21 protein-coding genes are annotated in these 22932 nt (G+C 69.6%); 13 read left to right on the forward strand and 8 right to left on the reverse strand.

Going from position 1 to position 22932, the window contains the following annotated elements; genetic code table 11:
• Positions 1-26 precede the first annotated feature (26 nt).
• Positions 27-791 (reverse strand): GNAT family N-acyltransferase, encoded by a 765-nt coding sequence (locus HCA58_RS00340; protein ID WP_169595716.1) that lies wholly within the window; start codon positions 789-791, stop codon positions 27-29.
• 170 nt (positions 792-961) lie between these two features.
• Between HCA58_RS00340 and HCA58_RS00345 the strand changes: the two genes are divergently transcribed.
• The 6 genes from HCA58_RS00345 (at position 962) to HCA58_RS00370 (ending at position 8884) form a co-directional block, all read left to right on the forward strand.
• Positions 962-1612 (forward strand): hypothetical protein, encoded by a 651-nt coding sequence (locus tag HCA58_RS00345; RefSeq protein ID WP_169595717.1) that lies wholly within the window; start codon positions 962-964, stop codon positions 1610-1612.
• Positions 1613-1760: 148 nt separating this feature from the next.
• The gene (locus HCA58_RS00350; RefSeq protein ID WP_169595718.1) at positions 1761-2696 is read left to right on the forward strand and encodes an ATP-binding cassette domain-containing protein; all 936 of its coding nucleotides are present in this window, start codon (positions 1761-1763) and stop codon (positions 2694-2696) included.
• Positions 2693-3508, forward strand: a complete 816-nt coding sequence (locus HCA58_RS00355) for an ABC transporter permease (RefSeq protein WP_169595719.1) — start codon at positions 2693-2695, stop codon at positions 3506-3508. The genes HCA58_RS00350 and HCA58_RS00355 overlap by 4 nt, the downstream gene beginning before the upstream one ends.
• Positions 3509-3778: 270 nt before the next feature.
• Entirely contained in the window at positions 3779-7567 is a 3789-nt protein-coding gene (locus HCA58_RS00360) for a multifunctional oxoglutarate decarboxylase/oxoglutarate dehydrogenase thiamine pyrophosphate-binding subunit/dihydrolipoyllysine-residue succinyltransferase subunit (RefSeq protein ID WP_169595720.1), read from the forward strand.
• 86 nt (positions 7568-7653) lie between these two features.
• On the forward strand, positions 7654-7833 hold the full coding sequence (locus tag HCA58_RS00365; protein ID WP_169595721.1) for a DUF6104 family protein: 180 nt from the start codon (positions 7654-7656) through the stop codon (positions 7831-7833).
• A gap of 4 nt (positions 7834-7837) precedes the next feature.
• A complete protein-coding gene (locus HCA58_RS00370) occupies positions 7838-8884 on the forward strand; it encodes a glycoside hydrolase family 6 protein (RefSeq protein WP_169595722.1) in 1047 nt (348 codons plus the stop codon).
• A 27-nt stretch (positions 8885-8911) separates the two neighbouring features.
• Here HCA58_RS00370 and HCA58_RS00375 read toward each other — a convergent pair whose 3' ends face one another.
• Both HCA58_RS00375 and HCA58_RS00380 read right to left on the reverse strand, forming a co-directional pair.
• The gene (locus HCA58_RS00375) at positions 8912-11092 is read right to left on the reverse strand and encodes a glycosyltransferase (RefSeq protein ID WP_169595723.1); all 2181 of its coding nucleotides are present in this window, start codon (positions 11090-11092) and stop codon (positions 8912-8914) included.
• Complete coding sequence (locus HCA58_RS00380) at positions 11085-11717, reverse strand: hypothetical protein (RefSeq protein ID WP_169595724.1); 633 nt, start codon at positions 11715-11717, stop codon at positions 11085-11087. The genes HCA58_RS00375 and HCA58_RS00380 overlap by 8 nt, the downstream gene beginning before the upstream one ends.
• Positions 11718-12279: 562 nt before the next feature.
• On the opposite strand from HCA58_RS00380, the gene pta reads away from it, so the two are divergent.
• Entirely contained in the window at positions 12280-14355 is a 2076-nt protein-coding gene (pta, locus tag HCA58_RS00385) for a phosphate acetyltransferase (RefSeq protein WP_169595725.1), read from the forward strand.
• Positions 14352-15470 (forward strand): acetate kinase, encoded by a 1119-nt coding sequence (locus HCA58_RS00390; protein WP_169595726.1) that lies wholly within the window; start codon positions 14352-14354, stop codon positions 15468-15470. Before pta ends, HCA58_RS00390 begins: the two co-directional genes overlap by 4 nt.
• 150 nt (positions 15471-15620) lie before the next feature.
• Here the strand turns inward: HCA58_RS00390 and HCA58_RS00395 are convergent, their stop codons facing one another.
• Positions 15621-15788 carry a hypothetical protein gene (locus tag HCA58_RS00395; RefSeq protein WP_169595727.1) on the reverse strand — a complete coding sequence of 56 codons (168 nt, stop codon included), beginning with the start codon at positions 15786-15788 and terminating at the stop codon, positions 15621-15623.
• A gap of 81 nt (positions 15789-15869) precedes the next feature.
• Here HCA58_RS00395 and HCA58_RS00400 point away from each other — a divergent pair, with 81 nt between their 5' ends.
• Positions 15870-16859 (forward strand): dienelactone hydrolase family protein, encoded by a 990-nt coding sequence (locus HCA58_RS00400; protein WP_169595728.1) that lies wholly within the window; start codon positions 15870-15872, stop codon positions 16857-16859.
• 40 nt (positions 16860-16899) lie between these two features.
• Here HCA58_RS00400 and HCA58_RS00405 read toward each other — a convergent pair whose 3' ends face one another.
• The 3 genes from HCA58_RS00405 to HCA58_RS00415 form a co-directional block, all read right to left on the reverse strand.
• The gene (locus HCA58_RS00405) at positions 16900-17862 is read right to left on the reverse strand and encodes a zinc-binding dehydrogenase (RefSeq protein ID WP_346775831.1); all 963 of its coding nucleotides are present in this window, start codon (positions 17860-17862) and stop codon (positions 16900-16902) included.
• Positions 17863-17937: 75 nt separating this feature from the next.
• Entirely contained in the window at positions 17938-19116 is a 1179-nt protein-coding gene (locus tag HCA58_RS00410) for an NADP-dependent malic enzyme (RefSeq protein WP_169595730.1), read from the reverse strand.
• A gap of 135 nt (positions 19117-19251) precedes the next feature.
• On the reverse strand, positions 19252-19644 hold the full coding sequence (locus HCA58_RS00415; protein WP_169595731.1) for a S24/S26 family peptidase: 393 nt from the start codon (positions 19642-19644) through the stop codon (positions 19252-19254).
• Positions 19645-19669: 25 nt separating this feature from the next.
• On the opposite strand from HCA58_RS00415, the gene sodN reads away from it, so the two are divergent.
• Entirely contained in the window at positions 19670-20074 is a 405-nt protein-coding gene (gene sodN, locus HCA58_RS00420) for a superoxide dismutase, Ni (RefSeq protein WP_169595732.1), read from the forward strand.
• Positions 20075-20284: 210 nt separating this feature from the next.
• Positions 20285-20692 (forward strand): anti-sigma regulatory factor, encoded by a 408-nt coding sequence (locus tag HCA58_RS00425; RefSeq protein ID WP_169595733.1) that lies wholly within the window; start codon positions 20285-20287, stop codon positions 20690-20692.
• A gap of 18 nt (positions 20693-20710) precedes the next feature.
• Here HCA58_RS00425 and HCA58_RS00430 read toward each other — a convergent pair whose 3' ends face one another.
• Positions 20711-21100, reverse strand: coding sequence for a hypothetical protein (locus HCA58_RS00430; RefSeq protein ID WP_169595734.1), 390 nt, complete (start codon positions 21098-21100; stop codon positions 20711-20713).
• A 43-nt stretch (positions 21101-21143) separates the two neighbouring features.
• Here HCA58_RS00430 and HCA58_RS00435 point away from each other — a divergent pair, with 43 nt between their 5' ends.
• Both HCA58_RS00435 and HCA58_RS00440 read left to right on the forward strand, forming a co-directional pair.
• The gene (locus HCA58_RS00435; RefSeq protein ID WP_169595735.1) at positions 21144-22088 is read left to right on the forward strand and encodes a diacylglycerol kinase family protein; all 945 of its coding nucleotides are present in this window, start codon (positions 21144-21146) and stop codon (positions 22086-22088) included.
• Positions 22089-22532: 444 nt separating this feature from the next.
• Positions 22533-22790, forward strand: coding sequence for a WhiB family transcriptional regulator (locus HCA58_RS00440; RefSeq protein ID WP_007072794.1), 258 nt, complete (start codon positions 22533-22535; stop codon positions 22788-22790).
• Positions 22791-22932 lie beyond the last annotated feature (142 nt).

The following is a 22932-nucleotide window of genomic DNA, read 5'->3' on the forward strand; positions in this document are numbered from 1 at the left end:
GCCGGAGCTGGGTCGCCAGAGCCGGTTCACGGCTGCCCGCCGAGGAAGTGCCGCAGGTAGCGCGGGTTGATTCGGTCCATGCAGAGCAGCACGTAGAAGTCGGCCACCCTGAAGTCCGGGTCGTACGCCGGTTCCCCACAGACCTGGGCACCGAGCCGCAGGTAGCCCCGTAGCAGCGGCGGGACCAGCTTGGCCGACCCGGCGACCGTCTCGGTCGGCACAGCCGGTTCGGCGAACCAGGGTCGCAGCGGGCGGACCCGCAGTGCTGGGGGGGACAGGTGTTTCGCCCGCACCTGGGCCCACACCTCGGCGGCGGCCAGGCCACCGTCGGCCACCTGCACGGAGGCACATCCACCGAGCCAACGCAGACCGCGCAGGTGCAGGTAGCGGGCGATGCCCGCCCACATCAGGTTGATCACCGCGCCGCTGCGGTGCCCCGGGTGCACGCAGGACCTGCCGGCCTCGACCAGGTGGGTACGTAACGGGTCGAGTGCGCTGAGGTCGAACTCGCTTTCGGCGTACCGGCGGCCGGTACGCCCTGGTGGCAGCAGCCGGTACGTACCGACCACCTCTCCGGTGCTTTCCTGGCGCACCAGAAGGTGATCGCAGTAGTTGTCGAAGACGTCACGGTCGAGGCCCGCCGTGTCGCGGGACACGGTCGCGCCCAACTCGCCGGCGAACACCTGATGACGCAGGCGTTGCGCGGCCTCGATCTGGCTGGGGTCGTCGGCGATCGACAGGGTGTAGCCACTTGTCGTCAGTGCTACGTCAGCGGCTGGCAGAACGGCCATGCCACCTGTGTAGCGCCCGGTCGGTTGCCAGCCATGGTGACCAGCGATGTCGATCCGGTGAACGCCGGTCGGCGACCGGTGGCCGACCCGTCGCACCGGCGGCCCGTGACGCGTGCGAGGCTGCCGGGGGTGCCGGCGACGAGCCGGGCGGCGGAGCGGAGGACGGTCCGATGATCATCGAGGGGCGCTTCAACGGACCACCCGGTTCGGGCAACGGCGGTTGGAGCGCCGGGGTGTTCGCCACCGCCTACGGCGGGAACGAGCCGGTCGAGGTGACCCTGCGCCGGCCACCGCCACTCGACACCGAGCTGACGCTCGTCGGCTCGCAGGTGCACGATCCGGCCGGCGAGGTGGTCGCGCAACTGCGCCCGGCACCGGATCTCGACGACGCCGTGGTCCCGCCGGTCGACTTGATGACGGCCCGGTCCGCGTCGGCGGCGTACCCGGGGCTGGTCGACCACCCGTTTCCCGGCTGCTACGTCTGCGGCCCGCTGCGCACCGACGGCCTGCGGATCTTTCCGGGGCGGCTGCCGGACGGCCGGACGGCCGCACCGGTGCGGGCACCGGTACGTCTCGACGTCGCCACGGTCTGGGCCGTCCTGGACTGCCCCGGCGGTTGGGTGGTGATCGGTGCCGGACGCCCGTACGTGCTCGGCCGGATCGCGGCCCGGGTCGAGGCGCTGCCCTGCCCTGGCGACGAGTGCGTGGTCACCGGCGCACTGGTGCGTACCGAGGGCCGCAAGGCGTTCGTGCACACCAGCCTGTACGCCCCGGACGACCGGCTACTCGGCCATGCCCGGGCGACCTGGCTCGCCGTCTAGGGGCGGCGGTCGACGGCTCGTACCTGGGGCGGAGGCGGTTCCCGCCTGAGGCGGACCACGATCTCCGGAACACGCCCGATTGCATTGCTCGACCACTAGCGTCACGCTGTGCAACGGCGCACCTAGGCGCCGACACAGGAGGAGAACGATGACCGACGGGCAACCGAGCCCCCCAGACGACGCACAGATCGTGGTTTCCGGTCTGACCAAGCGGTACCGCAACATGTTCGCGGTCAACAACTTGTCGTTCACGGTCGAACCGGGCCGGGTCACCGGCTTCCTCGGCCCGAACGGCGCGGGTAAGACCACGACCCTGCGGATGCTGTTGAATTTGGTCACCCCGACCGCCGGAGCGGCCACCATCGGCGGTCAGCGCTACCCCGACCTGACCGACCCGCTACGGCATGTCGGCGCGGTCCTGGAAGCGTCCAGCGCGCACAAGGGGCGTACCGGCATAAATCACCTGAGGGTGCTCTGCGCGGCTGCCGGATTGCCTCGGGAGCGAGCCGACCAGGCGTTGGATCTGGTCGGGCTGGCCCCTGCCGGAAAGCGGAAGTTCAAGGGTTACTCGCTGGGCATGAAGCAGCGGCTCGGCATCGCTGCCGCGATGCTCGGTGACCCCCGGGTGCTGATCCTCGACGAGCCGGCCAACGGGCTGGACCCGGAGGGCATCCGGTGGATGAGAGGGTTCCTCAAGGGGTTGGCCGCCGAGGGACGCACCGTACTCGTCTCCAGCCACCTGCTCTCGGAGATGCAGTTGCTGGCCGACGATGTCGTGATCATCGCGGCCGGACAGCTGGTCCGGCAGGGGCCGGTGGACCAGGTGATCGGATCCATGGCGCAGGGCGTCCGGGTCCGGGTCCGCACCCCGCAGGCCGACGTGCTGACCGCGGCGCTCAAGGACGGACCGGCCACGGTGGAGGACGACGGGCAGGGCGCCCTTCTGATCGGCGGGGTCGATGCCCCGACGGTGGGGCGGGCGGCCCTGGCCGCCGGGGTGGAACTGCACGAGCTGACCACTGAGCGCCCCGACCTGGAACGCGTGTTCCTGGAGCTGACGGCCGGAAAGGCGGGCATCCGATGAGCAACCTCGTCCGCGCCGAACTCCTCAAGATCCGTACGACGAGTACCTGGTGGTGGCTGGCCATCGGTGCGTTCCTCTCGATCGTTCTGGCGTTCACCGTCAACGCCTGGCTGGCCAGCGAGACACTCGGCGGCAGTGGGGACCAGTTCGGCTACACCGGCGACGCCGCGTCCGCGCCGGCGCAGGCCGCCAACCTCTACACCTCAGGCCAGTACCTCGGCCTGATGTTCGTGATGCTCATCGGCATCCTCATGGTCACCAACGAGTTCTTCCACCAGACCGCGACCACGACGTTCCTGGCCACCCCGCGCCGTACCTCGGTGATCGTCAGTAAGCTCGTCGCGGCCAGCCTGCTCGGTTTCGCGTTCTGGCTGGTGACCACGCTCATCGACCTCGCCGCCGGCGCGACGTTCCTCGCGCTCAACGACTACGGAACCCAGCTCGGCGAGTGGGAGGTCCAGCGGGCCCTGCTGCTCAACCTGATGGCGTACGCGATCTGGACGGTTCTTGGCGTGGGCATCGGCACGCTCATCACCAATCAGTTGGGCGCGGTGATCACCGCCTCGGTGCTCTACCTCATCGGTACTCAGGTGGTGGGCCTGCTCTTCCTGTTGCTGGCGAACCTGTTGGACAGCATGGCGGTCATCAAGTGGCAGGTGATCTGGCCGGCCGCCGCCTCCCAGATCATGATCACGCCTGGCGAGAACGAGATGCTGCCCGCCTGGTGGGTCGGCGCGCTCGTGCTGGTGGGCTACGCCCTGGTCAGCGGTGTGGTCGGGATCGTCATCACCCGACGCCGCGACATTTCCTGACGCCCGGGCGGCCGAGTCGGGACGCCCGACCTCGACGGGTCCGGACCGCCGGTGACAGCCGGCGCTCCGGGCCCGTCAGCGGTAACAGCAATCAAAGAATCACGCAGCGCTGACCGAACTTCTTGCATCTTCTGTGAATCCGACCACGCGGCGGAGGCGGAAATGCCTCCGGGTCGGGTACGGCGTAGCCTGGAACCGTCCTGTGCGCCCGTCCCGGCGCACCGGTCCCCGCGTGACACACAACCCGCGTGAAAGAGGCGATTACCGGCCGTGTCGACCCAGCAGACTTCGCAGGAGAACCCACTGGCGGGTTTCGGCCCGAACGAGTGGATCGTCGAGGAGATGTACCAGCGCTACCTCGCCGATCCCGGCAGCGTCGATCCGGCCTGGCACGACTTCTTCGCCGACTACCGGCCTGGCCAGAGCACAGCGGGAGCCGGTGACCGGCGGTCGGCCGCCACCGCCGCGACCAAGGACGCCGCACCGGCCAGGGCCGAGACTGCTCCGAAGAGCGCACCGACGGCCAAGACCGAGGGTCAGGGTGACCGCAGCGCGGCGGCGGATACGACGAAGTCGGCACCTGCGACCACCAAGCCGACCGCTGCCAAGCCGACCGCCGCGAAGCCAGCCGCCGCGAAGCCGACGGTCGCCGCGAAGGCCGAGCCGACGAAGGGCCGACCCGACCGGACCACACCAACCGCCAGCGGTCCGCAGACCACGCCGCTCCGCGGGGTGGCCGCCAAGATCGTGCAGAACATGGACGCGTCGCTGACCGTACCGACCGCGACGAGCGTCCGGGCCGTGCCGGCCAAACTCCTGGTCGACAACCGCATCGTGATCAACAATCATCTCGCCCGGGGGCGCGGCGGCAAGGTCAGCTTCACCCACCTGGTCGGCTACGCCCTGGTGCGGGCGCTTGTCGCCCACCCGGAGATGAACAACTCCTTCGCCGAGGTCGACGGCAAGCCGGCGACGGTCCGCCCCGAGCACGTCAACCTGGGCATCGCCATCGACCTGACCAAGCCCGACGGCAGCCGCAACCTGGTGGTCCCCTCCATCAAGGCGTGCGAGCAGATGGACTTCCGGCAGTTCTGGCAGGCGTACGAGGACGTCGTCCGGCGGGCCCGCAAGAACGAGCTGACCATGGAGGACTACTCCGGCACCACCATCTCGCTGACCAACCCCGGCGGCATCGGCACCGTGCACTCCATGCCGCGCCTCATGCAGGGCCAGAGCGCCATCATCGGGGTCGGTGCCATGGAGTACCCGGCGCCGTACCAGGGCATGAGCGAGGCCACCCTGGCCGAGCTGGCGGTCAGCAAGGTCATCACGCTGACCAGTACCTACGACCACCGGATCATCCAGGGCGCACAGTCCGGCGAGTTCCTCAAGGTCATGCACGAGCTGATGCTCGGCGAGCACGGCTTCTACGACCAGATCTTCACCTCGCTGCGTATCCCCTACGAGCCGGTGCGCTGGATGCGCGACGTCGCCGTCGACAGCGAAGGCCAGATCAACAAGACGGCGCGGGTGCACGAGCTGATCCACTCCTACCGGGTCCGTGGCCATCTGATGGCCGACACCGACCCGCTGGAATTCAAGATCCGTAAGCACCCGGATCTGGACGTGCTCCAACACGGCCTGACCCTGTGGGATCTCGACCGCACCTTCCCGGTCAACGGCTTCGCCGGCCGGCAACGGATGAAGCTACGGGAGATCCTGGGCGTCCTGCGCGACTCCTACTGCCGCCGGGTAGGCATCGAGTACATGCACATCCAGGACCCGGCCGAACGACGCTGGATCCAGGAACGGGTCGAGCGCAGGTACGAAAAGCCCCCGGCCGGCGAGCAGAAGCACGTGCTCAACCGGCTCAACGCCGCCGAGGCGTTCGAGACCTTCCTGCAGACCAAGTACGTCGGCCAGAAGCGCTTCTCCCTCGAAGGCGGCGAATCACTCATCCCGCTGCTCGGTGAGGTGCTGGAGGCCTCCGCCGAGGGTGGCCTGGACGAGGTCGTCATCGGCATGGCGCACCGGGGCCGACTCAACGTGCTGGCGAACATCGTCGGCAAGCCGTACGAGAAGATCTTCTCCGAGTTCGAGGGGCACCTGGACCCGCGCTCCACGCAGGGTTCCGGCGACGTGAAGTACCACCTCGGTCAGAACGGCAAGTTCACCACCCCCGACGGCGACCACGCCGTGAAGGTCTCGGTGGTGGCCAACCCGTCTCACCTGGAGGCCGTCGATCCGGTACTGGAGGGGATCGTCCGGGCCAAACAGGACCGCATCGACCTCAAGCTGGAGGGCTACACCGTCCTGCCACTGGCGGTGCACGGCGACGCTGCCTTCGCCGGTCAGGGCGTGGTGGCCGAGACGCTCAACCTCTCCCAGCTGCGCGGTTACCGTACCGGCGGGACGGTCCACGTGGTGGTCAACAACCAGGTCGGCTTCACCACCGCACCGGAGTACAGCCGCTCCAGCCTCTACAGCACCGACGTGGCCCGGATGATCCAGGCCCCGATCTTCCACGTCAACGGTGACGACCCGGAGGCCGTCGTCCGGGTCGCCCGGCTGGCCTTCGAGTACCGCCAGGCGTTCAACAAGGACGTCGTGATCGATCTGGTCTGCTACCGGCGGCGCGGACACAACGAGGGCGACGACCCTTCGATGTCCAACCCCCAGATGTACCGGATCATCGACTCGAAGCGCTCGGTCCGCAAGCTCTACACCGAGGAACTGATCGGGCGGGGCGACATCACCGTCGAGGATGCCGAAGAGCTGCTGCGCGACTACCAAGCCCAGTTGGAGCGGGTCTTCAAGGCCACCCGCGACGCGGCCAGCACGCCACGCCAGCTGAGCCGTCCGGCCCGGCAGGACGAGCCCGAACCGCAGGTGGAGACGGCGACCGAGGCGTCGGTCATCAAGGCGATCGGTGAGGCGCACGTCAACCTTCCTGACGGCTTCACGCCCCACAAGCGAATTCGGCAGCTGCTCGACCGGCGGGCCCGGATGGCTGTCGAGGGCACCATCGACTGGGGCTTCGGCGAGATCATCGCCTTCGGTGCGCTGCTGCACGACGGGGTCACCGTCCGGCTCGCCGGACAGGACTCCCGGCGCGGGACGTTCGTGCAGCGGCACGCCTCGATCGTCGACGCGGAGACCGGCGACGACTACCTGCCGCTGCAGTCCCTCACCGCGGACGGCGAGCGCTCCCGGTTCTTCGTCCACGACTCGCTGTTGAGCGAATACGCGGCGATGGGCTTCGAGTACGGCTACTCGGTGGAGAACCTCGACGCGCTGGTCTGCTGGGAGGCGCAGTTCGGTGACTTCGTCAACGGCTCCCAGTCGGTGATCGACGAGTTCATTTCCTCGGGCGAGGTGAAGTGGGGCCAGCGTTCCGCGGTGACCCTGCTGCTGCCGCACGGCCACGAGGGTCAGGGCCCGGACCACACCTCCGGCCGCCCGGAGCGGTTCCTCCAGCTCTGCGCCGAGGACAACATGCGGGTGGCGAACCCGACGACCCCGGCGAACTACTTCCACCTGCTGCGCCGGCAGGCCCTGTCGCCCAAGCGCAAGCCGCTCGTGGTGTTCACCCCGAAGTCGCTGCTGCGGCACAAGCTCTGCGTTTCCTCGGTGGAGGACTTCACCACCGGTACCTTCGCCCCGGTGCTCGTCGACCCGGCGGCCGGTAACCCCGAGCGGGTCAAGCGGGTGCTGCTCTGCTCGGGCAAGATCTACTACGACCTGTTCCAGGCGCGCCAGGAACGCGAGATCACCAATACGGCGATCATCCGTCTGGAGCAGCTCTACCCGATGCCGGTGGAGGAGATCCAGGCGGCTCTCGCGCAGTACCCGAACGCGGAGGACTTCGCCTGGGTGCAGGAGGAACCGGCCAATCAGGGTGCCTGGTCGTTCGTCGCGCTCAACCTGCTGGAGCATCTCGACGGTGTTCGGCTGCGGCGTATCTCCCGTCCGGCCGCCGCGGCTCCGGCCGTCGGCTCGGCGAAGATGCACGAGGTCGAGCAGACCTCGCTGATCGAGGCGGCACTTCCCCGCCCCTGACGAGAACTGACCCGGTCCCGTCCCGCCCACGGCGGGGCGGGACCGACCGGCTTCACCGGGGCTCCGGTGAGGAAGCGAGTTGACTCATGTACTTCACCGACCGGGGCATCGAGGAACTGGTCGAGCGGCGCGGCGACGAGCAGGTCAGCCTGGAGTGGCTGGGCGCTCGGCTTCGTGACTTCGTCGACGCCAACCCGGAGTTCGAGACTCCGGTCGAACGGTTCGCCACCTGGCTGGCCCGGCTCGACGACGAAGACGACGACTGATCACATGCCTGTCGTCCGGCCAACCAACCGGCGTACCTGGTTTCGACGTCCACCAACGCCGACCGGTGTCGCGGCGGCCACCATCGCGATCGCGGTCCTGCTGGCCGGCTGTTCCGGCCAGCCCGGACCGTCACGGGCGTCCGGCGGGGCCAGTTCCGCACCGCCGCCCGCGCCCTCCGTGTTCTACCTCGACCCGGCCAATCCGGCCGAGGCGGAGGCCCAGCGGCGTGCGGCCCGGGGTGAGGCGACCGCAGCGCAGACGTTACGCGCGATCGGCAGCCGACCGAGCGCGAAGTGGCTGACCGGTGGCGACCCCCGCGACGAGGTCGACGCCTTCCTTGGGCAGGCCGCGATCGCCGGGCAGACACCCGTGTTGGTGGCACACAACCTGCCACAACGTGACTGCGGCCGGCGGGGTGGTGGAGGTGCTGGTACCAGTACGCAGTACCAGGCGTGGATTCGTCAGGTCGCCGCCGGTATCGCCGGCCGTCCGGTCGTCGTCGTGCTCGAACCGGGGGCACTGCCCGACGCGGTGGCCGGCTGCGTCGTTGATCCCGCCGCCCGGCTCGCGCTACTTCGGGACGCGGTCGCGGTACTGGCCAGTACCGCGACCGCGCGGATCTACCTCGACGCGGGGCACCCGGAATGGATCCGTGACGTCGAAGCATTGGCGGCGGCGCTGCGCCAGGCCGGCGTGGCCCAGGCCGACGGGTTCGCGCTGAACGTGGCGAACTTCGTGTACACCGCGGACAACGTCGACTACGGGCACCGGATCTCCGACGCCCTCGGTGGCGACAGCACATTCGTCATCGACACCAGCCGCAACGGCAACGGACCTCACCCGAGTGAGCGGGTCGACGGTGCGCCGAGTTGGTGCAACCCCCCGGGGCGGGCGATCGGTGAGGATCCCACCGCCGAGCCCGGCCTACCCCGGGTGGACGCCCTGCTCTGGATCAAGTTTCCGGGCGAGTCCGACGGTGCCTGTCGTCCGGGTGAACCGCCCAGCGGTGAGTTCTGGCCCGCGTACGCCATCTCGCTGGTCCGGTCCTGACCTGCCCGCCGGTCTTCAGGACCGCAGTCAGCCCGGCGGGGTCGTCGGTCCGGCCGGTGCCAGTCCGATCCGCCGAAGCTTCTGCCAGCCCAGACGACCGCCGGTGAGGGCCGTCGCCGCCGACTGGATCAGCACCAGGTACATCAGCTGGCGGTAGACGAGTTGCTGCAGTGGCAGCACCCACAGCACGCCCAGCTTCTCCCGGTCCAGTCGGAACGCCACCACGGCGGTCAGGATCTGCAAGGCGAGCATGATCAACCAGGCCACCGCCGTGGCGGTCCGGTCGAGGAAGAACAGGCCGTAGACCGCGAGCAGGTCGATCACCGGTGCCAGCAGCGGCAGGAGCACCCCGAAGAGGCTCAGGAACAGCAGGCACCGCCGGGTGAAACGACCGGAGGCACCATGGTCGGTGAGCGAGCGACGGTGCTTCCACATCGCCTGCATGGTGCCGTAGCTCCACCGGTACCGCTGCTTCCACAACTGGCCCAGGGTCGCCGGTGCCTCCGTCCACGCGCGGGCTGTCTCCTCGTACACCACCTTCCAACCGGCACGGCCGATCGCCATGGTGATGTCGGTGTCCTCCGCCAGTGTGTCGTCGGTCATTCCACCCGCGTAGGTGAGCGCCTGACGACGGAAGGCGCCTATCGCTCCGGGAACGGTGGGCATGCAGCGCAGCGTCTCGTACAGCCGGCGGTCGAGGTTGAAGCCGATGACGTACTCGATGTGCTGCCATTTGGCGATCAGGCTGTCGCGGTTTCCCACCTTGACGTTCCCTGCGACCGCACCGACCCGTCGATCCGCGAACGGCTGGACGAGCCGTCGGACCGAATCACTCTCGAACACGGTGTCGCCGTCCACCATCACGATCAGTTCGTGCCGGGCCAGCGCCACCCCCGTGTTCAACGCGCTCGGCTTGCCGCCGTTGGGCTTGCGGACGACCCGTACGTTCGGTAGTCGGAGCGCGTCGACGATCTCCGCCGTGCCGTCGGTGGAGCCGTCGTCGACGACGATCACCTCGATGCCGCCCGGATGGTCGCCGCCGGCCAGCGAACGGACCGCCGCGGCGATGCCTTCCTTCTCGTTGTAGGCGGGCACGATCACCGAAACCGGTTCGGTCACCGGCGGCCCCCAGGCCCAGTCTGCGGCCCGGCGTTTTCGGGCGTGCCGGCCGGCGAGCGCGAACAGCAGCACGGTACGGCCGACCGTCAGCGCGCCCACCACCAGGAAGATTCCTCCCAGCCAGCCGAGCGTGTGGTCCGCACCCTGCACCGCCCAGACCAGCACCCGACCACGCCAGCGCTCCCCCGTGGTGGCCGGCTGCGCCGCGTCGACGCGGTGGTCGACGCCGGCCTCGGCGAGCGCGAGGTTCAGTCCTTCGGTGACCGTGACGAAGCGGTAGCCACGTTCCTTCATGAGCGGGATGAACCGGTCGAGTGCCGCGACGGTCTGGGACCGTTCGCCCCCCGCGTCGTGCCAGAGCGTGATCGCCCCCGAGTAACCGGGCGGCGTGACGTTCGTGATCATCTGGTCGACGCCCGGCCGCGCCCAGTCCCGACTGTCGGTGTCGTTGAGCACGCTCAGGTAACCCAGCTCACCGGCCTGGACGAACACCGGCCAGTCCAGGTCGTCGATGGCAGCGGGGAAGGACGAGTACGGGAACCGGACCAGCGGGCTACGGACCCCTGCGGCGCTGGCGATGGTGAGCTGCGTCTGGGTGTACTCCATCCGGCGGCGCCAGTCGGGCAGCGTCGCCAGGTCCGGGTGGGTGAAGGTGTGCACGCCGATCTCGTGGCCGTCGACGGTCAACTCGCGGACCAGTTCCGGGTAGCGTGCCACCTGCGCGCCGAGCACGAAGAAGGTGGCCGGAACCTGGTGCGCGGCCAGCACCCGCCGCACCTCCCGGGTCCACACCGGGTCCGGTCCGTCGTCGAAGGTGAGCGCGATGGTGCGCGGGGGCAGCCGGTAGGACCGGGTCGACCCGTCCGCGCTGCTGATGATCGGACCCCCCGAGACCACTGTCGTCGGGACGTCATGCTGGCCGTCGTGGCTCTGCTCACGGTCCGGCACGAAGGACGCGTTGGCGTACGCACCGACGAGCAGTACCGCGGCCAGGACCGTGCAGAGGACACCGAAGAGGGCCCAACTCGGCGACGGTACGGCCCGACCTCGTAGCCTGCGGCGCGGTCGTCGCGCTGCGGGATCAGCCATCGGCGGCGTCGGCTGTTTCGTCGACGTCTGTCGGGTTCACGGTCGGTGACGGCGGCGGCGTGGCGGTGGACGGTTCGGCACTTGGTGAGGCCGGCGGGCTGCTCGACCGGGAGGGGCGGGGCGACACCGAGGTGGCCGAGGTGCTGGGGCGGGGCGTCGTCGCCGTACTCGTGACCGCCGTGGGTACCGGGGTCGGGGCGGTCGTCTGGACACGCGGCACCGGGTCCTGCACGGCCCTGACGTTCTCGGCGGCTCTGGCCTCGACCATGGTGGGCGGCGCCGCGGCAGCCGGGATCGACGCCGCGGGTGGCGGTCGCCAGGACGGACTCGTCGGTGCCGCGGAGGGCAGCATCGTGTCGGCCTTCACCGGCTCGCCGGCGAAGCTGAACACGACCAGGCCGGTGTAGGCCAGACCGACCAGCCCCAGGGCGTACGCGACCAGCCGCAGCCGGGATCGCCGCCGGCCGGTCGGGTCGACGAAGACGGGTGGTGGCTGGGGCACGGCGGCCAGGATCGTGGTGGGCAGATCCGCCGGTATCACCACGGTCGGCTCGTCCACCACCGACTGGACGACAGTCGGTGCATCCGCCGCAGCCGGTTGGACGACGGTCGGTCCGTCTGTCACCTGTTCCGGTGCCGCCGGCGCTCCGGCATCGTCCGACCGCATGACGGCCGGACGCACTACGGAACGTGTCGAGGTGGCCGACTCGTCTGCTCCGGCGGGTTCGACTTTCCGTGGCACCTGAGAGGTATCCGCACTGGTCAGCGGGTCGACAGTCATGCGGGGAAGTTTAGGAGTGAACTTCCTTCGGATCATTTCCGGAGCGTGATGGTGCGACGGGAATCCCAGTGTGTCGAGCGTCGCCGTCATCTGCGTCACCGTCCTGTCACGTGACGCGACGACTCTCTCGGTCGTCCGGGGCGACGCGTGGTCGATGCGGTTCGCCGACTCCCCCGATAGCGCCGGTGAGCTGGTCGAACAGACCATGCAGACTGGTGCCGGCGGATGCTTCGGAGGGCTCGTCCAGCCCTTCCCCCCGGTCGGTCGGACGGAAATAACGACATTCGCGGGCGAGCCGGATCTGTGAGACGTACCACCTGCCGGCCCGGGACGCGCGCCGCACGATCCCGACCGTTCGAGCCCGAGGACCCGTACGACACCGGCCCTGATCTTGTAGCGTGAGGCCGTGGCCCGCAGTGTCTACCTGACCGGTGTCGGCTCGGGCGGGGGGAAGTCGACGATCGCCCTCGGTCTCGCCGAGTTGCTGTCCCGCCAGGTTGGCGGCATCGGTGTGTTCCGTCCGCTCGTCGCCCAGGATCGCCCCGACCCGATCCTCGCCCTGCTCAGTGAGCGTTACCGGGTGGGTCTGCCGGTGGCGGACCTGCACGGCACCACGTACGGCGACGCCACCGACCTGGTCGCCGACGGTCGTCGGGAGGAGCTGATCTCCCGAATCGTCGAGCGCTACCGGAAGGTGGAGCGGCGGTTCGCGGCGGTCGTCGTCATCGGTAGCGACTTCGCCGCCGCCGGTGACACCGCCGGCCCACGTGAGCTGGCGTTCAACGCCCGACTGGCCAACGAGTTCGGAAGCGTCGTGGTGCCCGTGGTGGACGGGTACGGGCAGCAGCCCTCGTCGATCGCCGCCGCGGCCAGGGGCGCCTACCATGACCTCGCGGATCTCGGCGCGACCGTGTTCGCGGTGCTGGCCAACCGGGTTCCCGGCCCGATGGCACTGCCGTCGCTGCCGGTGCCCGCGTACGCCATCCCGGAGGTGCCGAGCGTCTCCGCACCGACGGTGGCGGAGGTGGCCGGGGCGCTGGGCGCCACCCTGTTGGCCGGTGACGAGACCGCGCTCGCCCGCGACGTGCTCGACTACGTCGTCGGTGCGGCCCACGTACCGACCCTGCTGGAGCACCTGACCGAAGGCGCACTACTGATCATGCCCGGTGACCGGGACGATCTACTGGTCGCGGCGAGCGCCGCACACGTCGCCGGCCAGGTGTCGCTGGCCGGGCTGGTCCTCACCCTCGGGGTGCCGCCCGATCCCCGGGCGATGCGTCTGGTGGAGGCGCTGAACGCCCGACTCGCGGTGCTCTCGGTGACAAGCGACAGTTACCACACGGTGGCCGCCTCGAACCGGATCGAGGGCCGTCCCAGCGCCGGAAACCCCCGGAAGGTCGAGGCCGCGCTCGGTGCCTTCGAGGCGCACGTGGACACCGTCGAGTTGGCCGCTCGGCTGAAGGTCAGCCGATCCGCACGGGTCACCCCGCTGATGTTCGAGTACGACCTGATCGACCGCGCCCGCACCCGACGTCGGCACGTGGTGCTGCCGGAGGGCACCGAGGAACGGATCCTGCGCGCCGCGGAGATCCTGCTCCGCCGGGGCGTGGCCGACCTGACGTTGCTCGGCCGGTCCGACGAGGTCGCCCGACGCGCCCGCGAGCTGGGGGTGGACATCGGTGAGGCCCAGGTGATCGACCCGGCGAGCAACCCGTGGCGCGACGAGTTCGCCGCAGCTTACGCGAAGCTGCGCGCCCACCGGGGTGTGACCGCCGAGCTGGCGCAGGACATCGTCACCCAGCCCAACTACTTCGGCACCATGATGGTGTCGGGCGGCCACGCAGACGGCATGGTCTCCGGTGCCACCCACACCACGGCGGCGACCATCCGGCCCGCCTTCGAGATCGTCAAGACCATGCCGGAGGTCTCCGTCGCATCGAGCGTCTTCTTCATGCTGCTCGCCGACCGGGTGCTGGTCTACGGCGACTGCGCGGTCAACCGCGACCCGGACGCCGCCCAACTCGCCGACATCGCCCTCTCCTCGGCGGACACGGCAGCCCGCTTCGGTATCGAGCCCCGGGTGGCGATGCTGTCGTACTCGACGGGAGCCTCGGGTGCGGGCGAGGACGTGGAGAAGGTCGCGGCGGCCACCGCGCTGGTCCGCAGACGTCGACCCGAACTGGCCGTAGAGGGCCCGATCCAGTACGACGCGGCCATCGACCCCTCCGTCGCGGCCACCAAACTGCCGGGCAGTACCGTGGCCGGCCGGGCGACGGTCTTCATCTTTCCCGACCTGAACACCGGCAACAACACCTACAAGGCGGTGCAGCGCTCCGCCGGGGCGGTAGCCGTCGGGCCGGTCATGCAGGGACTGCGCCGACCGGTGAACGATCTCTCCAGGGGAGCCACCGTGCCGGACATCGTCAACACCGTGGCGATCACCGCTATCCAGGCCGCCGCACTCGCCGAGGGGCAGCAGTGAACAAGGCGCTGGTCATCAACAGCGGATCATCGTCGATCAAGTACCGGCTGTACGACGACGCCCGCGTTCTGGACAAGGGCACCGTGGAACGGATCGGTGAGCCCGGCGGCGGGCCGGCCGACCACACCGGCGCGATCCGGCAGATCCTGGACGGGCTGGATCTGACCGGTCTCACCGTCGTGGGGCACCGGGTGGTGCACGGCGGACGGCGGTTCACCGCGCCGACGCTCGTCGACGACGCCGTGCTCGCCGCCCTCACCGAACTGGTGCCGTTGGCGCCTCTGCACAATCCGGCGAACATCACCGGCATCGAGGTGGCCCGCCACGCCCTTCCCGAGGTGCCGCAGGTGGCCGTCTTCGACACCGCCTTCCACCACACCCTGCCCGACTCCGCCGCCACCTACGCCATCGACCGTGCGGTCGCGCAGCGGTACGGAATTCGGCGGTACGGCTTCCACGGCACGTCCCACGCGTACGTGTCCCGACGCACCGCGGAACTGCTAGGCCGCCCGTACGAGAAGATCAACACGATCACGCTGCACCTGGGCAACGGCGCCAGCGCGTGTGCGGTGGCAGGCGGACGAAGTGTCGCCACCTCGATGGGCATGTCGCCACTGGAGGGCCTGGTGATGGGTACCCGCAGCGGTGACCTCGACCCGACGATCGTGTTCCACCTGCGCCGCGAGGGCGGACTGGGCGTCGACGAGATCGACGACCTGCTCAACCACCGCAGCGGCCTGCTCGGGCTGAGCGGGGTCAACGACATGCGTGAGCTGCTCGCCCGTCGCGCGGCAGGCGACAGGGCCGCAGCGCTCGCCTTCGACGTCTACTGCCGCCGGATCACTGGTTACGTGGGGGCGTACTACGCGTTGCTCGGTCGGGTGGACGCGGTCACCTTCACCGCCGGGGTCGGCGAGCACGCGGCGCCGGTACGCGCGGCGGCGCTGGCCGGGCTGGACCGGCTCGGGATCACCGTCGACGCCGATCGCAACGCGGACAGCGGGGACCGGCTCATCTCCGCGACGGGTGCGGAGGTCGCCGTCTGCGTCATCGGTACCGACGAGGAGCGGGAGATCGCCCGCGCCGCCCGGGCCGTGGTCACAGACGGTAGCTGACGTCCACCTGGTGCGGCTGACCGGGTGATGGGCCTGGCGGGACGACGGCACCGACCAGCCGACTACCCGGGGGTCGGCGGGCAACGGCGTAGGCCAGCCCGGCAACCGGAGGTCGGCGGGCGCCGGCAGGTCGGTCGACGATCCGCCCGGTCAGCCGAAGGCGAGCCAGGTGGCAAGGGCGAGCAGCATCCCGGCGACCACGGCCGCACCGACGATGAGACTGGTACGCGACGCCACCTCCACCGCAGCGGTCTCCGGGTTGGCGAAGGCGCGGAACGCCTCGGTGTTGCCGCTCGGATCGGTGTGGTTCTCAGCCATGCCGGAACCATAGCGAAGCCGATCCAGCGGCCGTGCCCGGCACGCTCGTACCCGTCGACGCCGGGCGGGCACAATCGGAGGATGTCGCGTCGCGCCACCTCCGCCCTGGCCGCCACCGCCCTGCTCACGAGCCTTCTGCTCGGATGCTCCACCGACCGTGAGCCCGAGTGGACCGATGCCTCCCCTCCGCAGGCCACCGTCTCCGGTGCACCGTCGGCTTCCACGTCAGCACCGGCGATCCCCGCCGGCCGGGCCCCGGAGGGCAGCTTCGCGCTCGGCGTACGGCAGCTGAGTTTCAACCGGGACGGCGACCGACCGCTGCCGGTGACCCTCTGGTACCCGGCTGCCGGCCGGACCGGCGCGCCGCCGGTCGACGATGCCGAGGCCGCAGCCGGAAAGTTCCCCGTGGTCATGTTCAGCCACGGTCTGGGCGGACGCCCGGACGACTACGAGTCACTGTTGACCCGGTGGGCCTCGGCCGGTTTCGTGGTGGCCGCACCGACCTTCCCGAACACCTCCCGGGATGGCGACGAGAACAACGTGCTCGACGTGCTCAACCAGCCGGCCGACGTGTCGTACGCGCTGACCCGGGTGCTCGCCCTCAACGCCCGTGAAGGTGATCCACTACGCGGCCGGTTGGCCACCGACCGGGTGGCCGCCACCGGCCACTCGGCGGGTGGGGTGACCACCATCGGGCTGTTCACCGCCGGACGCGACGACCGGCTCACCGCCGGAATCGTCTTCGCCGGCACCGCCCTCGGCGTGGGTACCGCGTTCGCCGGTGCCGCCGCACCGCAGCTGTTCGTGCACGGTCAGGCCGACGAGGTGGTGCAGTACGCCGCCGGCAGGGCCGCCTACGACAAGGTGCCGTGGCCGAAGGCGATGCTCAGCCTGCCCGACGGCGACCACGGCCGTGCCCTGCTGCGCGGTGAGGGAACCGCGCTACGGGTGGTCGCCGACACCACCACCGAGTTCCTGCGGTGGACGCTCTACGGTGACGCCGACGCGAAGACGCGCATTCCGGCCGCCGCCGCTCGCGACGACGTCGCCGACCTCGACAACAACCTGTAGGGAGAGCAACGGCAACTCGTGACAGCTGGCGCACGCGACGTCATGCCTCGTGGTCGATGACCACCTTGCCGAAGACGGCACCGGAGTGCAGCCGGGCGAAGGCGTCGCCGACACGGCTGAACGGCACCACGCTGTCCACCACCGGTCTGACCCGCCGCTCGGCGCAGAACGTCAACAGGGTGGCGAGTTCGTCCGGCGTACCCATCGAGGTACCCAGGATCTCCAGCTGCATGGCGAAGACCCGGCGCAGGTTCACCTTCGGCTCGTGACCGGCAGTCGCACCGGAAACCACGATCCGGGCCCCCGGGGCGGCCGACTTCAGCGAGTGGTCGAAAGTGGCCGCACCGACCGTCTCGATCACCACGTCGACCCGCTCGGGCAGCCGCGCGCCCGGTTCCACGGCGGTCGCGCCCAGTTCGGCGACGCGCTCACGCTTGGTGGCGTCGCGGCTGGTCGCGTACACCCGTTTGCCCATCGCGACGGCCAGGGTGACCGCCGCTGTGGCCACGCCACCCCCGGCGCCCTGGACCAGCACCGCGTCGGCGTCGGCGACCCGCCCCTTGGCGGTGAGCATCCGCCAGGCCGTCAGCCAGGCCGTCGGTAGGCACGCGGCGTCGGCCGCTGCCAACCCCGCCGGCAGCGGCAGCAGATTCGACCGGGGTACGGCGACCCGCTCCGCCAACGTGCCGGGGAAGTGCTCGGAGAGGATGGTCATTCCGCGCGGGTCACCCGGAGTCGGTACGACGGGATAGACGACCATCTCGTTGCCGTCCGGATCCACCCCGGCCGCGTCACAGCCGAGGATCATCGGCAACTGTTCGGCACGGAGCCCGACGCCGCGTAACGACCAGAGATCGTGTTGGTTGAGCGAGCTGGCCGTGACGCGCAACGTCACCCAGTCGTCGTGGGGCAGGATCGGCTCGGGCTGCTCACCGACGGTGAGCGCCGCGAGTGGGTCGACGTCGTCGAACCGGGAGGCGAAGGCGGCACGCATGATCCGCACCGTAACAAGCTGAGCACCTGTCAAGAAGGGCCCCTTCCACATACGAGACGTTCGGAAGGGGCCCTTCCTTGCAGCTCAGGCGCGGGCCACGCCGTCACGGCGGGCGGCTTCGGCGACCGCGTCGGCTACTGCGGGCGCCACCCGAGGGTCGAGCGGCGAGGGCACGATGGCCTCGGGCGTGAGCGTCTCGGCCACCACGGAGGCGATCGCGTCGGCTGCGGCGACCTTCATCGCATCGGTGATCCGGCTGGCTCGGGCGGCGAGCGCACCCCGGAAAACCCCCGGGAAGGCCAGTACGTTGTTGATCTGGTTCGGATGGTCACTGCGACCGGTGGCGACCACCGCGACGTGCCGGGCGGCCACCTGAGGGTCCACCTCGGGGGTGGGGTTGGCCAACGCGAACACGATGCCGTCCGGAGCCATGCCGGCGACTGCCCGTTCGGGGATCAGCCCACCGGAGACCCCGATGAGCACGTCGGCGTCGCGCAGTGCCTCGGTGACGTCGCCCTGCCGACCGTCGGCGTTCGTCAGTTCGGCGAGTTCGACCTTCGTCTCGGTGAGGTCGGTGCGCCGCCGGGAGATGATGCCCCGGGAGTCGCAGACGACCACCCGTTCCGGGTCGACGCCGCCGGCTACCAGCATCCTGGTCACCGCGACGCCGGCCGCGCCCGCGCCACTGACGGCCACCCGCAGGTCGCCGAGTTTACGATTGAGCAGGGTCACGGCATTGCGCAGCGCGGCCAGCACGACGATCGCGGTGCCGTGCTGATCGTCGTGGAAGACGGGGATGTCCAACGCCTCGTCGAGCCGCCGTTCCACCTCGAAGCACCGGGGTGCGCTGATGTCCTCCAGGTTGATGCCGCCGAAGGACGGCGCGAGCGCGGTGACCACCGCGACGATCTCGTCGACGTCCTGGGTGTCCAGGCAGACCGGTACCGCGTCGACCCCACCGAACTGCTTGAACAGAACGGCCTTGCCCTCCATCACCGGTAGGGCGGCGCTCGGACCGATGTTGCCGAGACCGAGTACGGCTGAGCCGTCGGTGACGACCGCGACGGCACGCGAGGCCCAGGTGTACTCGTGGGCGAGGGCCGGGTCGGCGGCGATCGCCTCGCAGACCCGGGCCACACCCGGGGTGTACGCGAGGGAGAGATCGTCCCGGCTGGTCAGCGGCACGGTCGAGACGACGGCCATCTTGCCGCCCCGGTGAAGTTGGAAGACGGGATCAGCGGGGTCCACGGCGGACGAAGACATGGTGACTCCAGAAATATCGAGCAACTGGGCCGTCCGGTCGGGCGCACGGTGAGGCGAGCGAGCGGCGGCGGTGCGGGGGGTCACCCGGGCACCTCCGAGCATAGTCACGCTCCGACACCCGGTATGTGAGCGGGTTCATAACGGTCGGGGCGGCACCCGGCCGGGGCGGGGCCAGTACCGGGCCACCACCCGTCCCTGGACGTCGGCCACGCCGTACGTCCGGGAGTCGTCGGTGACCAGGCAGTTGTCGCCGGAGAGCCACCAGCCGCCGGCGGCTGGCCGGATCGCCCGTTTGACGACGAGCAGGTCCGGGCGGCTGCGGAAAACCGCGATCACCACGTCGCCGGGTCGGGTCGCCCGACCGCCCCGGCGAACCAGCACCGCGTCGCCGTGGCGCAGCGTGGGCGCCATGGAGGGTCCGGTGACCAGCACGGCCCACAGCGGCCACCGCAACCGGCGGGAGGGCACGGGTTTCACCTCCAGCGACCTCGGGGACCACCGTCCAGGAGTAATGTCGTCTTGGATCATCGCAAACTTCCCATGGAGGATCCCGATGCGACTTCCACGCATCCTTACGCCCCGCGTGAGCGCCAGTGCCCACTGTGACCTGCCCTGCGGTGTCTACGACCCAGCGCAGGCCCGCATCGAGGCCGAGTCGGTCAAAATGATCTGCGAGAAGTACCAGGCCAACACCGACCCGGAGTTCCGCACCAGGGCCATCCTGATCAAGGAGCAGCGGGCCGAACTGGTCAAGCACCACCTCTGGGTGCTGTGGACCGACTACTTCAAGCCCCCGCACTTCGAGAAGTACCCGAACCTGCACCAGCTGTTCAACGAGGCCACCAAGCTGGCTGGTGCCGCCGGCGCCAAGGGTGCCACCGATCCGTCCAAGGCGGACGAGCTGCTGCAGAAGATCGACGAGATCTCCAAGATCTTCTGGGAGACCAAGCAGGCGTGAGGTCACCCGGGTACGGCACCTGAGACTGGTTGGTCGCGTCGGCGGTCGACGTCCCGTTGTGGCGGCGTCGACCGCCGACGCGTCCGCCCGGTGCCACAGCACGGACGGTCCGGTCCGGTACGGTCCACCCGTGCCGCCCGGCACCACACTTGCCGCCATCAACCATCCGGCGGTCCGAGCGGGTAGAGTCCCCGACCGGGGGGATGAGTGGTGACTCAACTGACCGGCCAACCGATGACCGATGACGACATCGTGCACCTCACTGTGCCCGCGGACGGCGGCTACCTGAGTGTGCTCCGTACCGCCACCGCAGGCCTCGCGGCCCGCCTCCAGTTCGCTCTGGACGAGATCGAGGATCTGCGCATCGCAGTCGACGAGGCGTGCGCCATGCTGCTCGCCATCGCTGCGGCCGGCGCCGAGCTGGACTGCCGCTTCGCGGTAACCGAGGACGCACTGACCGTCGAGGTGACCGTGCCGACGATGCCAGGTGCCCGGCTGCCAGCGGAATCGTCGTTCGCGTGGAAGGTGCTCACCGCGCTCACCACGTCGGCGGGGGCGCGAGCAACCGACGGCCTGGCGACCATTTCACTTCTCACCAGGCGTGCCTCCGGTTGGTGACCGCGGGCGTCGGTCAGCTCACTCGAAGCCCAGAGCGCGGGTGGTCGGCGGGCTCACCAGCAACCAGGTGACGCCGAGGCCGAGCGTGATCAGCGGTACACCGAGCCAGCCGAGCCCGCCCTGGAGCATGAACCAGCCGATCGGCAGCAGCATGAGCTGAAGCACGATGGCCGGCGCGCGGGCACCAGCCCTCCGGCGGAGCAGGGCGCGGCCCAGCACCCAGAGGGCCACCGCGGCACCGATGGCGAAGGCCGTAACCAGCAGTGCCGACGTCAGATCGGTGGCGGTGCCGGTCAGATCCGCGAAGATCAGCCAGGCGGCGACCAGCCCGACAGCGACCGCCTGGCCGCGCAGCAGCCAGACCGCCCAACGGAGCGTGACGGGGGTCGGGTCGGAGTGGATGGTCACGCGGTCACGATACCGATGACGGCTCGGAGTACAGTGCCGTCCCATGCGGGCCGTCCTGCTAATCAATCCGAAGGCCACCACTACCAGTGAACGTGCACGCGACGTGCTCGTCCGAGCACTGCGCAGTGAGGTCGATCTTTCCGTGCGCTATACCCGCCAGCGCGGCCACGCCACCACGTTGGCCCGGGAAGCCGCCGAGGAGGGTGTCGACGCGGTGGTCACACTCGGTGGCGACGGCACGGTGAACGAGGTGGTCAACGGCTTGATGACAGCGACCACGGCAGGTGGGGCCGCACCGTCAGCCGAGCGGTTGCCGGCCCTCGCCACCGTTCCGGGCGGTTCGACGAACGTGTTCGCCCGGGCGCTCGGCCTGCCTCGGGACTGGCCGGAAGGCGCCAGCATGATCATGGAGGGACTGCGGCTCGGCCGGCGCCGCACGATCGGCCTCGGCCGGGCGGACGACCGCTACTTCACCTTTTGCGCCGGCTTCGGGCTCGACGCCTCGGTGATTCACCGGGTCGAGGAGGCCCGCCGCCGGGGTCGGGTCTCCTCGCCTTCGCTCTACTTCCGGGCCTTCTCCGCGCAGTTCCTGTTGGGTAGCGAGCGACGACACCCGGCTATTCGACTGGAGCGGCCGGGCGAGGCCACCGAGGGGGAGCTGGCCACGGTCATCGTGCAGAACACCGCCCCGTGGACGTTCGTCGGGGATCGGGAGGTCAACCCGAACCCCGCCGCGTCCTTCGATCTGGGGCTCGATGTGCTCGCCCTGCGCCAGCTTGGCGTTGCCAGCACGACACGCACCGTGACGCAGTTCTTCTCTCCCGCGTCTGATCCACGTGGTCGCAAAATTCTTCAGCTGCACGACATGCCCGAGTTCACGCTGGTCGCGGGCCGTCCGCAGGCTTTTCAGCTCGACGGGGACTACCTGGGCGAGCGGGAAAAAGTCAGATTCACAAGCGTTCCCGCCGCACTCAGAGTAATCTGTTAGGTCTCCGGCCCTCACCGGGGTGAGGTGGTCGGCGACACCCCCGCGCAACTACCGCGACACCCTGGACGGATGCCGGAAATGTCGGCAATGCGCGCGGGACTGTACTATATTGATCCTCGACTGTGGTACGACGGGTAGCCGGAGAGTTCCGGAACCCGGACAAATGGGTTGTGGGCTTGCTCACCGTCCGGAGTTTTTCCGAGCGTCACCCTTGACATCGCGTAAGTTCGTGAAAGTATTCACAAGCAAACTTGAGTTACCGGGACATTGCCTGGAGATGCTCGACACGTGGAGCTTTTTCAGCAGGTCTCCGGAACTGACAGCCTGCTCACGCACTGCCGAAATGGCGGACGCGAACCGTCACCATCGGCAATGCGGATGCATAAAGGAAAAGCACCAACAAGCAACATCTGCCACCCATCCAGAATGAGGAGTGTTGCCGCCATGGACTGGCGTCACCATGCTGTCTGCCGCGACGAGGACCCGGAGCTGTTCTTCCCGATCGGGACGTCCGGTCCGGCTCTCCTGCAGGTCGAGCAGGCCAAGGCCGTCTGCCGGCGCTGCTCTGTGACCGACCAGTGTCTGCAGTGGGCACTGGAATCCGGTCAGGACGCTGGCGTCTGGGGCGGAATGAGCGAGGAGGAGCGACGCGCCGTCAAGCGTCGCGGCGGCCTCCGGGTGCTGCGCGCTCACTCCGCCTGACCACCACACACACGTACGAACCAGAACGCCCCGGCGGGCTCAGCCCGCCGGGGCGTTCTGCCGCCCGACCTGACCCACATTCACGCTCCCCGAAACAGCGTCGATAGTGCCGACTCGGCAAAAGCAAGGTCGCGACAAGCCT

Origin of the sequence: Micromonospora sp. HNM0581, from assembly GCF_012726175.1 — a bacterium.
Lineage (GTDB): Bacteria > Actinomycetota > Actinomycetes > Mycobacteriales > Micromonosporaceae > Micromonospora.

Coding starts and splice junctions, on each gene's coding strand:
- HCA58_RS00340 (WP_169595716.1), bottom strand. CDS start 791: ATGGCCGTTCTGCCAGCCGCTGACGTAGCACTGACGACAAGTGGCTAC.
- HCA58_RS00345 (WP_169595717.1), top strand. CDS start 962: ATGATCATCGAGGGGCGCTTCAACGGACCACCCGGTTCGGGCAACGGC.
- HCA58_RS00350 (WP_169595718.1), top strand. CDS start 1,761: ATGACCGACGGGCAACCGAGCCCCCCAGACGACGCACAGATCGTGGTT.
- HCA58_RS00355 (WP_169595719.1), top strand. CDS start 2,693: ATGAGCAACCTCGTCCGCGCCGAACTCCTCAAGATCCGTACGACGAGT.
- HCA58_RS00365 (WP_169595721.1), top strand. CDS start 7,654: ATGTACTTCACCGACCGGGGCATCGAGGAACTGGTCGAGCGGCGCGGC.
- HCA58_RS00370 (WP_169595722.1), top strand. CDS start 7,838: ATGCCTGTCGTCCGGCCAACCAACCGGCGTACCTGGTTTCGACGTCCA.
- HCA58_RS00375 (WP_169595723.1), bottom strand. CDS start 11,092: ATGGCTGATCCCGCAGCGCGACGACCGCGCCGCAGGCTACGAGGTCGG.
- HCA58_RS00395 (WP_169595727.1), bottom strand. CDS start 15,788: ATGGCTGAGAACCACACCGATCCGAGCGGCAACACCGAGGCGTTCCGC.
- HCA58_RS00400 (WP_169595728.1), top strand. CDS start 15,870: ATGTCGCGTCGCGCCACCTCCGCCCTGGCCGCCACCGCCCTGCTCACG.
- HCA58_RS00410 (WP_169595730.1), bottom strand. CDS start 19,116: ATGTCTTCGTCCGCCGTGGACCCCGCTGATCCCGTCTTCCAACTTCAC.
- HCA58_RS00415 (WP_169595731.1), bottom strand. CDS start 19,644: ATGATCCAAGACGACATTACTCCTGGACGGTGGTCCCCGAGGTCGCTG.
- sodN (WP_169595732.1), top strand. CDS start 19,670: ATGCGACTTCCACGCATCCTTACGCCCCGCGTGAGCGCCAGTGCCCAC.
- HCA58_RS00435 (WP_169595735.1), top strand. CDS start 21,144: ATGCGGGCCGTCCTGCTAATCAATCCGAAGGCCACCACTACCAGTGAA.
- HCA58_RS00440 (WP_007072794.1), top strand. CDS start 22,533: ATGGACTGGCGTCACCATGCTGTCTGCCGCGACGAGGACCCGGAGCTG.